Annotated in this window: 7 protein-coding genes and 3 tRNA genes; 6 read left to right on the forward strand and 4 right to left on the reverse strand. The window is 62.1% G+C overall.

The window, feature by feature from the left end; translation table 11 throughout:
• Positions 1-138: 138 nt before the first annotated feature.
• On the reverse strand, positions 139-990 hold the full coding sequence (gene ppgK, locus HMPREF2605_RS06150) for a polyphosphate--glucose phosphotransferase (protein WP_049326903.1): 852 nt from the start codon (positions 988-990) through the stop codon (positions 139-141).
• Between the two features lie 109 nt (positions 991-1,099).
• Complete coding sequence (gene map, locus HMPREF2605_RS06155; RefSeq protein ID WP_049354871.1) at positions 1,100-2,011, reverse strand: type I methionyl aminopeptidase; 912 nt, start codon at positions 2,009-2,011, stop codon at positions 1,100-1,102.
• Positions 2,012-2,279: 268 nt separating this feature from the next.
• On the opposite strand from map, the gene HMPREF2605_RS06160 reads away from it, so the two are divergent.
• Complete coding sequence (locus HMPREF2605_RS06160; RefSeq protein ID WP_083309910.1) at positions 2,280-2,537, forward strand: hypothetical protein; 258 nt, start codon at positions 2,280-2,282, stop codon at positions 2,535-2,537.
• 158 nt (positions 2,538-2,695) lie between these two features.
• Here the strand turns inward: HMPREF2605_RS06160 and panB are convergent, their stop codons facing one another.
• Positions 2,696-3,610, reverse strand: coding sequence for a 3-methyl-2-oxobutanoate hydroxymethyltransferase (gene panB / locus HMPREF2605_RS06165; protein ID WP_070847402.1), 915 nt, complete (start codon positions 3,608-3,610; stop codon positions 2,696-2,698).
• A gap of 63 nt (positions 3,611-3,673) precedes the next feature.
• Positions 3,674-5,524, reverse strand: a complete 1,851-nt coding sequence (locus tag HMPREF2605_RS06170) for a geranylgeranyl pyrophosphate synthase (RefSeq protein ID WP_070847404.1) — start codon at positions 5,522-5,524, stop codon at positions 3,674-3,676.
• A gap of 432 nt (positions 5,525-5,956) precedes the next feature.
• Between HMPREF2605_RS06170 and glnA the strand changes: the two genes are divergently transcribed.
• From glnA to HMPREF2605_RS06195, 5 genes are all read left to right on the forward strand, one after another.
• The gene (gene glnA / locus HMPREF2605_RS06175; protein ID WP_012903787.1) at positions 5,957-7,297 is read left to right on the forward strand and encodes a type I glutamate--ammonia ligase; all 1,341 of its coding nucleotides are present in this window, start codon (positions 5,957-5,959) and stop codon (positions 7,295-7,297) included.
• Positions 7,298-7,525: 228 nt separating this feature from the next.
• The gene (locus HMPREF2605_RS06180) at positions 7,526-10,882 is read left to right on the forward strand and encodes a bifunctional [glutamine synthetase] adenylyltransferase/[glutamine synthetase]-adenylyl-L-tyrosine phosphorylase (protein ID WP_210401040.1); all 3,357 of its coding nucleotides are present in this window, start codon (positions 7,526-7,528) and stop codon (positions 10,880-10,882) included.
• Between the two features lie 357 nt (positions 10,883-11,239).
• Positions 11,240-11,312: transfer RNA gene (locus HMPREF2605_RS06185), tRNA-Gly, on the forward strand.
• Between the two features lie 47 nt (positions 11,313-11,359).
• A tRNA-Cys gene (locus tag HMPREF2605_RS06190) sits at positions 11,360-11,430 on the forward strand.
• Positions 11,431-11,454: 24 nt separating this feature from the next.
• Positions 11,455-11,526: transfer RNA gene (locus HMPREF2605_RS06195), tRNA-Val, on the forward strand.
• The last annotated feature ends 169 nt before the right edge of the window (positions 11,527-11,695 follow it).

Below are 11,695 nucleotides of genomic sequence, written 5' to 3' on the forward strand. Positions count from 1 at the left end.
TAGCTAAACCGGTTGCCGCAACATGAGCGGCGGCATACAGAAGGGACCGCCTTCCGAATGATTCGGAAGGCGGTCCCTTCGTGTATCTGTGAAGCTCTATCTGTGAAGTTCTATCCGAGGCGGACAGCAGGAAGCCTCTTATGCTTCGCCGCGGCGCTTACGCTCATTCAGCATGCCGCCAGCCCACAGTGCCGCGCCCACGATACCCGCGTTGTTGCGCAGGGTTGCCATGACCATGGGGGTGCGGATGTGGTCCTCGAAGTACGGCATGAACTTCTCGGGGTTCTTGGAGATGCCGCCGCCGATGATGAACAGGTCGGGGGAGAAGAGCATCTGCACGTGGTCGAAGTAGCGGTACAGGCGCTTACCGTACTTCTTCCAGGACAGCTCGTGCACCTCGCGGGCGCGAGCGGAAGCCTGAGACTCAGCGTTGTGGCCGTCAATCTCCAGGTGGCCCAGCTCGGTGTTCGGAATCAGCACGCCGTCGTTAATCAGCGCGGAACCGATGCCGGTGCCCAGGGTGATGACAGCAATCAGGCCGTCGCGGTCGCGACCCTGACCGTAGGTTGCCTCAGCCAGACCGGCTGCGTCAGCGTCGTTGAGGCCGTAGACGGTGCGGCCGCCCAGTGCCTCGCTCATGACCTGCTCCAGGTCGGTGTTAATCCAGGAGTCGTCCACGTTCGCTGCGGAGAAGACCATGCCGTTCTTCACGACTGCGGGGAAGTCGATGCCGACAGCAGAGTCGGGGTCCGGTGCCAGGTCGCGGCTCTGCAGCTCGTTCACAACGCGCTGCACAACCTCTGCCACAGCCTCGGGGGTTGCGGGCTTGGGGGTGTCGATGCGGAAACGATCCGAGACGAGGTTGCCGGTGCGCAGGTCGACGATGCCGCCCTTAATGCCGGTGCCTCCAATGTCCACACCAATCTGCAGGTCCTTGGGGGTGGGGGCGGGCAGGTCGTTGATGAGGCTGGGCTCAGCGTAGTTAGCCATGATTCCCTTTCTTCCCTCCGCTCTCGCAGAGGAATATGTCTGTGGTATCGAGTGATATTGAATGGATAGTCCGGCAAATCTGCCGTAAAACTTAGATGCCTAAGGCAACTTAGGGGAGGGTGAGGATGTCCGCGCCGTCAGCGGTCACCACGAGGGTGTGCTCGAACTGTGCGGTGCGCTTGCGGTCGCGGGTGACCACGGTCCAGTCGTCATCCCACAGGTCCCATTCGATGGTGCCGAGGGTCAGCATGGGCTCGATGGTGAAAATCATGCCCTCGCGAATCTCGGTGTCGTAGGCGGGTGCCGCATCGTAGTGGGGGATGATGAGGCCCGAGTGGAACTCACGACCCACACCGTGGCCGGTGTAGTCGCGGACCACGCCGTAACCGAAGCGAGCCGCATACTTCTCAATGACGCGACCAATCACGTTAATCTGGCGGCCGGGCTTCACAGCCTTAATCGCGCGGTTGAGGGACTCCTCGGTGCGCTCGACCAGCAGGCGGGATTCTTCGTCCACGTTGCCGATGAGCAGGGTCTTGTTGGTGTCGCCGTGCATGCCGTCCAGGTATGCGGTGACGTCCAGGTTGAGGATGTCGCCGTCCTCCAGCACAGTGGTGTCCGGAATACCGTGGCAGATGACCTCGTTCAGGGAGGTGCACACGGACTTCGGGTAGCCGCGGTAATCCACGGTGGAGGGGTACGCGCCGTGGTCGCAAATGTACTCGTGGACCAGCACGTCAATCTCGTCGGTGGTGGTGCCGGGTACGCAAATCTTGGATGCTTCAACGATGGCGCCTGCCGCAATCTTGCCGGCTGCGCGAACTCGCTCAACTTCCTCGGGGGTGTACATGTTCGAGTCGTTACCCTCGTTGGCGGTGGGCTTACCCACGTACTCGGGGCGAACAATGTGCGAGGGGACCGGGCGCATCGGGCTGACGCGTCCGGGGGTCAGGCAACCGACAGGTGCACGACCGGGCTCTGCGGGAAGATTATGCGAAGTATTCGTTTTGGTTGAAGACATAGTTTCATCTTACCGGGCGTGGGCGGGTTGTGTCCCTAGCGCAGGCGCTAAAAAGCGGCGGATACACAAGCCGTACCTTTTTCCCAGATTGTGAATAAAATTTCATGCACGCTAGCGGCAAAACTACGCGGGCGGAAAGCCGGAGTGGAAGGCAGAGGCAGAAGACCGCGGAGGGGAAACGCCGTGAGAAGCTCCGCCCGCCTCATTGCCACGAACCTACGCGCGTGAGAAGCTAGAAACACCAACCCCTCACCGTCGAAGGAGAACCATGAGCCACCACAAGCACCGCCTGAGCGAAGCCATCGAATCGGCGGTTGAAAAGACCCTGAACTCCGCGACTGAATCCACCAGCCCGCACCCCGAAGAGTACTGGTACAACCTCAAAACCGGCGAGGTTGAACGCGGCCAGCAGAGCGCCGTCACCTCCCTGTGGGGCCCCTTCAAAACCTACGAGGAGGCGGCACATGCCATGGATCGCGCCCGCGAACGCAACGACGCCTGGGAGAAGGACGGCGGCTGGCTCTAAAGACCCAGCACCCTCAGCCTTGCCCAACGCCCTCAGCCACGCTCAAGGCGCACACCGCTCGATAGGCACAAAATGCTTGAGACACAAAGACCCCCGCACCCGGAACACCGGATACGGGGGTCTTCGCTTTGTCTAAAGCTACCGTCTAAACCTCAAGCCTACTCAAAGGTGTGCTCAGCCGCCGGGAACTCACCCGAACGAACCTGCTCACGGTAGGCGCGCGCTGCGTCCTCCATGACCTGACCGACCTGCGCGAACTGCTTCACGAAGCGCGGAACACGACCGGAACGAACACCCATCATGTCCTGCCAGACCAGCACTTGACCGGTCGTCACGTTCGACGCGCCGATACCGATAGTCGGCACCGCTCCGACCGCCTCATCTACGCGGCGTGCGGTCTCGGTAGTCACCATCTCCATGAGCACGCAGAACGCACCAGCCTCAGCCAGAGCCACCGCATCCTCACGAACACGCTCGGCAGCCTCGCCGCGACCCTGCACACGGAAACCACCCAGGGCATGCTCCGATTGCGGGGTGAAACCAACATGCGCCACCACCGGAATACCGGTACGCACCAGGGCACGAACCCACTCGGTCATCGACGCATCCGCCTCAATCTTGACCGCGTGCGCGCCGCCCTCCTTCATGAGGCGAACCGCGCTCGCAACCGCCTGCTGCGGCGACTGCTCATAAGAACCAAACGGCAAATCGGCAACCACCATGGCGCGGGATGCACCGCGAGAAACCGCCGCAACCATCGGAATCATCTCATCCAGGGTAATGGTCAGGGTCGACTCGTAACCGAGCACCACGTTTGCCGCAGAATCGCCCACCAGCAGCATGTCGATGCCGGCGCGGTCAAAGACCTGCGCGGTCAGAGCGTCATAGCAGGTCAGCATGGAGAACTTCTGCCCGGTCGCCTTAGCCTGCGCCAGGTGAACGGTGCGCACCTTCTTGACGGTATCAAGGTCAAAAGGCTTCTGCACGCCGGAGGGAGCAGAAGCAGTCGCGGAGGTAGCGGCAGGCTGTGCCGCGTAGGGTGAAGAGATCTCGGAAGAACGCTCAGTAGTCATGCTGACTATTCTAACCCTGCACGGCTCCAACCTGGCGCACCGCTCACCACGGGGGAACTACACCTAGTTCCAGATGAGATTGATGTAATAGGTTGGGAACGACGCAGCAGCGTTCTTATTCATCAGCTCCGGAACAGCGGAAGAAGCATCACTAAACTCACTCGGCAAATCGCGCTGAATGAGCGCCTGCTGCACCAGGGCATCCCAGTAGATCTGGGTGACCGAGTAGGTGCAGACTTCCTGCACGACGTCCTCCGCGTAGGACTCCCACGCCTTACGCGCCGCATCATCAGAGCCGAAGAAACCCTCATAACCCTGAGACAGACCCGTATCGCAGGCGCTCACCGCGTTCTTCGAGTACTGCAGCCAGTAGCTGCGGCTCAGCTCATCCGAAGTGTTGAACGTGAACGCCTCGTAGTCCGCCTTCAGCAGAGCATAGGACGCCTGGATGGAACCGGCAAGCGGGGCGTGCGAGGAGAAGACAATAACGTCCAGAAGGGCAGCGATGTACTCCATCTGCGCCTTCTCGTACGCAATGCCGGAAGGCTGAACCGGACCCGAATGCATCTGCACCAGGCCCTCCACAGCCTTGATGAAACGCTGAACATCATTAGTCGCCTTCACCATCAGATTCAGCAGACGCTGAACGCGCTGATAATCCTCAGAAATCTGCGAGAACAGACCGTAGGAGAGAATGCCGCGCTCCGAAGCTGCCGCCGCCAGAACCTGGCTCGTCAGACGCTGGCTTTCCGCCTCCGCCTTCGCCACGCTTACCAGCAGGGCACCGCAATACGCCAGCGCGCGGCCATCCACCAGCTGGGGCTGCTGCCGATGCAACGGCAGAAGACGCTCATGAATCTGATGGAAAATAGCGCTCTGCGCCAAAGCCTTCTTGCCCAGCTCCTCAGTCTTCAACAGCACAGTATCCGCCGAGAAATCACGGGGCACGAAACGGCGCGCATCCGGCGCAGTAAACGGCGAATAGGGGCGGCCCATCACCGGCTGCAACAGCGACATCGTGGTAAACAGCGAAAAACGAGCCGCCACCGGATACAGCGAATCCGGGTAGTTCGGCGCATCCGGCGCGTTGACACGCTCCGTGCACAGAGTCAACCAGGTCTGCTCCACCGCCCGATCAGACGTAATGCCAACGCCCATACCCAGGATGCTCTCACCGAACGCCTCCGACGGAAGCTTGCCGGGGTTCATGGCACGCGCCTGCATGAGCGCCACAGCCAGCTCCACCGTATAGTTCGTGCGGCGCTTCTTGCCCGCTTCGTCAAGGTGCTGGAACGGACGCACGCCCGCAATCTTCTGGCCGCGCGCCAGCGTATGCAGCTCCTTATTCATGGCGAACTGCTGCGGGTTACGCTGCATCATCTTCGACACCTCGTAAGCGCTCTTACGGTTCAGCTTCTCACGGCGCTGAGCACCCTCAGCCGACAGCGCATCATACTTGCCGCGGCTTGCGTGAACATACCAGGCACGAAATATCTGAAGCGGCAAGAAGAAGAAAGCGTACTTCCACGACCAACTAAAAATAATGACCGGAATAGCCGCGCTCGACCCCAAACGGCCCGTATAACCGGTCCAGATGAACTCCACAAACGCACCAACCAGCGCCCACAACGCCAAAGTGCGAACCCTAAACGCCACTCGGGAGGGGCGGTCCAGCAGGTAGGTCGCACCACCGGTCTTGTTATTCTTCATGACTGTCGGGCCAAAGACCGCAACCGCAAAAAGGCAGACCAGATACAACACCAAGAAAACAATGGGGGCGGCAACAAGTAGCAGCCACTCAAGCCCGGTGGGGTCAGCAGCAACCAGTGTGCTTGCCGCTAGAGGAATCTGTGCGGGCTCCACCTGCGCGGGCAGCGCCTGTGAAGCTGATGAGAGAAGAACGGAATGTAGCATACCCCCATTATCGCAAGGCGACCCCGACCACGCCCCGCGAACCGTCATCTGCCAGGTATCTGAACACAACCATATGCTAGGTATCTGAACATAACCCGCACCGCAGAAAGCGGGGGAGCGGCCCCGGTACCGCCCAGAATCTGAGCTACCGCGGCACAGGAACGAGAATTTACACAAACGAAACCTCCCCCCCACCCGCCACAGGGCAGAACCCGATAGGCTAGATAACAACAGGACACACGCCGGGGCAAGGAGGCGCCAGCACCGCTGGTACACAACCCGCCGCAACCCCATGGAATCCTCTGGAATCCCACAGGACATGCAGGACCTTCCGCAACAGGGTCTTCTTCACCTCGGCAGCAAATTTAGCGCGCCTCCGCCACCCGCAGACGGGTACCACGCGGATGCGCGCCCGCACCGAGAGGGCAACTCATGGACCGCCAACAGGAATTCGTACTGCGCACCATCGAAGAGCGCGACATCCGCTTCATCCGCCTCTGGTTCACCGACGTGGTCGGCACCCTCAAATCCGTTGCGCTCGCACCGGCTGAAGTAGAAAGCGCCTTCGACGAAGGCCTGGGCTTTGACGGCTCCTCGATTGAGGGTTTCTCCCGCATCTACGAATCCGACATGTTGCTGCAGCCGGACCCCTCCACATTCCAGATCCTGCCCTGGCGTGGCGAGGAAGACTACACCTCCCGCATGTTCTGTGACGTGCTCACCCCCGACGGCGAGATTAGCGCCTCCGACACCCGCGGCGTGCTCAAGCGCGTGCTCAACAAGGCCGCGGAGATGGGCTTCACCTGCTACACCTCGCCCGAAATTGAGTTCTACCTGCTCGAATCCTCCAAGCTCGGCGCCGACGGATTCCCTGTGCCCGTGGACTACGAATCCTACTTCGACCACACCCCCGGCGGCATCGTGCAGGACTTCCGCCGCAAGGCAGTGACCATGCTCGAAGAAGTCGGCATCTCCGTCGAATTCAGCCACCACGAAACCGGCCCCGGCCAGAACGAAATCGACCTGCGCCACGCCGACGCCCTGCAGACCGCCGATAACGTCATGACCTTCCGCACAGTCATCAAGGAAGTCGCCTACTCGCTCGGCATGTACGCAACCTTCATGCCCAAGCCCTTCACCAAGTACGCCGGCAGCGGCATGCACACCCACTTCTCCCTCTTCGAAGGCGACACCAACGCATTCTTCGAAGCCGGTGCCGAATACCAGCTGTCCAAGACCGCACGCCACTTCATTGCCGGTGTGCTCAAGCACGCCCCCGAATTCACCGCGGTCACCAACCAGTTCATCAACTCCTACAAGCGCCTCTGGGGCGGCGGCGAGGCACCCTCCTACGTCTCCTGGGGCCACAACAACCGCTCCGCCCTCGTGCGTGTGCCCCTGTACAAGCCGAACAAGATGCAGTCTGCCCGTATCGAGTACCGTGGCCTGGACTCGGCATCGAACCCGTACCTCGCCTACGCGGTGATTCTCGCCGCCGGTCTGAAGGGTATCGAAAACGAGTACCCGCTCATGCCCGCCGTGACCGAAGACCTCGCCGCCATGACCAACGCCGAACGCCGCGCCATGGGCTACAACCCGCTGCCCGCGTCGCTGCGTGAAGCCATCAATATCACCGAAGAATCCGAGTTCATGGCGGAGGTTCTGGGCGAGCAGGTCTTCGAGCAGTTCCTGCGCAATAAGCGCGCCGACTGGGACCAGTACCAGGCTCAGGTGACCCCGTACGAGCTCAAGCACAACCTCGGAATCCTCTAACGGCTGGATCCTCTCACCACCTCATAGGATGAGTGAGCGCTGACAGCCTCAGGGCGGTACCCGCTACCGGTAACACGCCGGCGGGTACCGCCCACAGGTCTATCAAATGCACCTATCGGCTGCACCGTTCACCGCCGATTTTTGCCGCCGATTTTTGCTGGCGAAATTTATACTTTCCACCCCGGATCTACTCTCCACCCACAGTTCTCTACCCACGGTTCTCACGCTATGACTGACAGCTCTCACTACCCGGTCACCGGGCTCATCCGCATTATCGACCCCGCCAAAGAACCCAAACCGCTCACCGATATCGCCCCCGACGCACTCGACGACGAGCAACGCGCTGAAGCCGAACGCAAAGCTCAGCTACGCCTGCGCACCCGCATGATTGCCACCGGCTTCCACGACCCGTCCAAAGCGGAACGCTGGCTCAACGCGCCCGAACTGAAGCACGTCTCGCAGGATGCGCTCTTTGCCGGGCTGCGCCTCGCGCCCTCACCGGATATTGCCCTGCCCGCCCTCGTGCGCCTCATCGAGAAGCACCCGGCGGTTGCCGAACGCGCCAACCGCGGCGAAGAAGAATTCGGCATGTACCGCCTGCTCGGCGCATCCCAGGCGATTGGCGATTTTCTCTACCGTCGCCCCGAGCACATTGACCCGCTCTTCGACACGCAGGTGTACCCGGCTGAGAGCGCGCTGATTCGCTCCCAGCACCCGGCGTCGATTCTGCCGGAAACCGACGGGGAATTCCTGACCCCCATCGCACCGCTGGACACCCCCTACCGCCGCGACATCCTCACAGCCCTCGGTGCCGACCCCCACGCGGAGCGTCCGCGCGCTGCCGCCGAGCAGACCGGCAAAGACGGCTACGTGACCCTGCGCGTTGCCTACCGTGCCGCCCTGGCGCGCATCGCCCTGCTCGACGTATGCTGTGAAGACCCGGTCGAAATGATGCCCACCATCGGTCGTCACCTCGCCGATTTGGCTGCCGCCGCGCTGGAGGGTGCGCTCGCCATTGCGCGCACCGAAGTGGCGGAGGGGCTGGGTCCCGGCCTGGCGGCTCCTCGCCGAGGCGAAGCCGTAGATGCCCTGGACTTGGCGATTATCGGCATGGGTAAGTGCGGTGCCCGCGAGCTGAACTATATCTCTGACGTTGACGTAGTGTACGTGGTTGCGCCCGTGGAACCCGCCGTCGCCGCTGGCGCCGCGCCTCATGCCGGGACAGAGGGGGAGAGTGCCCCGTTCAATCTCACCGAGAACGAATGTTCCACCATCGGCACGGAGCTCGTGCACGCTCTCACCCGCGCCATCATGGGCCCCGCACCCGAACCCGCCCTCTGGGAGGTCGACGCGAACCTGCGCCCCGAGGGCAAAGACGGCCCGCTGGTTCGCACTGTTGAATCCTACGTGCAGTACTACAAGCGCTGGGCCGAAAACTGGGAGTTCCAAGCGCTGCTCAAGGCTCGCCCCATCGCCGGTTCGGCACAACTGGGTGCCCGCTACGCCCGCGCCATTGACCCCTTCGTGTGGGAGTCCGCCGCCCGTGAATCCTTCGTAGAATCCGTGCAAGCGATGCGCGCCCGCGTGACCGACAATATCCCTTCGCACCAGGTGGACCGTCAGATTAAGCTGGGCCCGGGCGGCCTGCGCGATATCGAGTTCACCGTGCAGTTGCTTCAGCTTGTGCATGGTCGAACCGACCCCGCCGTGCGCACCAAATCCACCGTGGACTCGCTGGCGGCACTGACCGCAGTCAGCTACATCAGCCGCACCGACGCCGAGGCGTTCAGCCGCGACTACAAGAAGCTACGCGTGCTGGAGCACCGCATCCAGCTGCAGCAGTTGCGCCGCACCCACCTGATGCCCGAGAAGGACGCCGAACAGCGCGCCCTCGCCCGCTCGATCCTCTCCCCGGAACGCAATGGCACGCTCTCTGCCGAGCAGATGCTCAAGGCGTGGCAGAAAATTAAACGGAACGTCCGTTCACTGCACGAGCGGATTTTCTTCCGCCCGCTACTTGCCGCCGTCTCCACGCTCAGCCGCGACGAAGTGGTGCTCAGCGAACAGGCCGCACAGGACCGTCTTGCCGCCCTCGGCTACCGCGACCCGCGCGGCGCCATGCGCCACATCAAGGCACTCACCACGGGCCTTTCCCGCAGTGCAGACATTCAGCGTCACCTCATGCCCGTGCTGCTGGGCTGGTTCGCCCGCGGCGTGGACGCGGACGCCGGTCTGCTCGGCTTCCGCATCGTCTCCGAATCGCTCGGTAGCACCAGCTGGTACCTGCGCATGCTCCGCGACTCGCCGGCCGCCGCTGAGCGCCTGAGCCAGCTGCTCTCTAGCTCGCGCCCCATGACCGACCTGCTGGAGGACGCCTCCGCATCTATCGCCTGGCTGGACAAGGTTGCCGACCTCAAGCCGCTGGGGGAGGAGGCGCTCGCCTCCGAGGTTTCTTCGCTGCTGGCACGCCATGAGGACGCCGCGGAGGCGATGCGCGCCGTGCGCTACCTGCGCCGCCGCGAAACCCTGCGCACCGCTATGGGATGGACCCTGGGCATTGTCGATATTGAAGACACCTGCGCCGGTCTAGCCGCCATTGACGAGTGCACGATCGGTGCGGCGCTGCAGATTGCCCTGCGCGAGCTCCAGGCGGCACCGGAAGGTGCCGAGGGTACGGAGGCTGAGGAAGCAACGGGAGAGAAGCTACTCACCCGCATCGCCGTCATCGGCATGGGCCGCCTGGGCGGCGCCGAGAATGGCTTCGGCTCCGACGCGGACGTCATGTTCGTCCACGAACCCCTCGACGGCGCAGACGAGGACGCCGCGCAGGAACAGGCGGCACGCATTGTCAACCGCACCCTCGCCCTGCTTAAGCAGCCCGTCAAGCCCCCGATTCGCGCCGAGCGCCCCCTCGAAGTAGACGCCGACCTGCGCCCCGAAGGCAAGCAGGGCGCCATCGTGCGCTCCCTGGACTCCTACCGCTCCTACTACGAACGCTGGGCGGAAACCTGGGAGTTCCAGGCGCTCACCCGCGCCCGCCCCATCGCAGGCGACGAGGAGCTCGGCGAGGCTTTCGTGGAGCTCATCGACCCGTACCGCTACCCGGCAACCTTCACGCCCGAGCAGGTGCAGCAGATTCGCCGCATGAAGGCGCGTGTTGAAAATGAACGCATGCCTCACGGTGCCGACCGCACCCGACAGCTCAAGCTCGGCCGCGGCGGACTCTCCGACGTGGAATGGCTGGTCCAGCTCGTGCAGCTGCGCCACGCACACGCCGTGCCGGGGCTGCGCACCACCTCCACGTTGAAGGCGCTGGATGCGGCGGTCGAAGCGAGACTGGTTGATGCTGCCGACGCGGAAATCCTCAGCGGCGCCTGGCTGCTCGCCACCAAGATCCGCGGCGGCAACGTGCTACGCGGCGTGCGCCAATCCGACACCCTGCCCTCGGGTCGTGCCGACCTGGAAGCAATCGCCCGCTGGTGCGGATACCCCGCCGGCAGCGCGCGCGCCCTCGAAGAGGACTACCTGCGCCAAACCCGCAATGCCCGCAAGGTCTACGAACGGCTCTTCTTCGAAGAACTCTAAAAAATCGCAGGCGCGGATCTCATAGGGGAGGGGCGGGGAACCAATTGTGGCTCCCCACCCCTCTTTTTCATGCCCCGGCGAAATTTTTTTTGTGGGCAACGCGCTCCCGGACCTCACCTCAACCAGAATCGTATCCATACCAAAAACCCGAAAATGTGACTGGAACCATGAAAATAAATTTTGCCAACATGTCCCAAAATAGAGACAAAATACCCCGTTTTACCCCGGAAACACGCGGAATACGAGGTGTTTCGCAAAGGATTTGGCAAACACTCAAAAACCCCGTATAGTATTTACCTGTCAGCACGACGGAGCGAAAAACTCCATCGGAATGATTCAAATTGAATACGCTGATATGCGGTTGTAGCTCAGTTGGTAGAGCACCACCTTGCCAAGGTGGATGTCGCGAGTTCAAGTCTCGTCAACCGCTCGTAAGGACTCCAAGAGTTCGAACGCGTTCCCTTGCGGAGCGTATGCGGTGAGGTGGTCGAGTGGTTAGGCAGCGGCCTGCAAAGCCGTGTACGCGGGTTCGAATCCCGTCCTCACCTCGCAACAAAACAACTGTTTTGTGAGCGCGATTGGCGCAGCGGTAGCGCGCTTCCCTGACACGGAAGAGGTCACTGGTTCGATCCCAGTATCGCGCACAAATGAAGCCCTGATTCTTCGGAATCGGGGCTTTTGTGTTTAACTTTTTATTTCCTTGGTTTGTGGAGGGGTGGTGCTCCTCTGCCGACTTGTGTTTGCTCTGGAGGCGGTGCTTCGTATATTTCCTCCGCGCCGTCGCAGGGAACCCGCCCTCGCTTCGCTTCGGGC

Source organism: Rothia sp. HMSC065C03 (genome assembly GCF_001837295.1).
Classification (GTDB): Bacteria; Actinomycetota; Actinomycetes; order Actinomycetales; family Micrococcaceae; genus Rothia.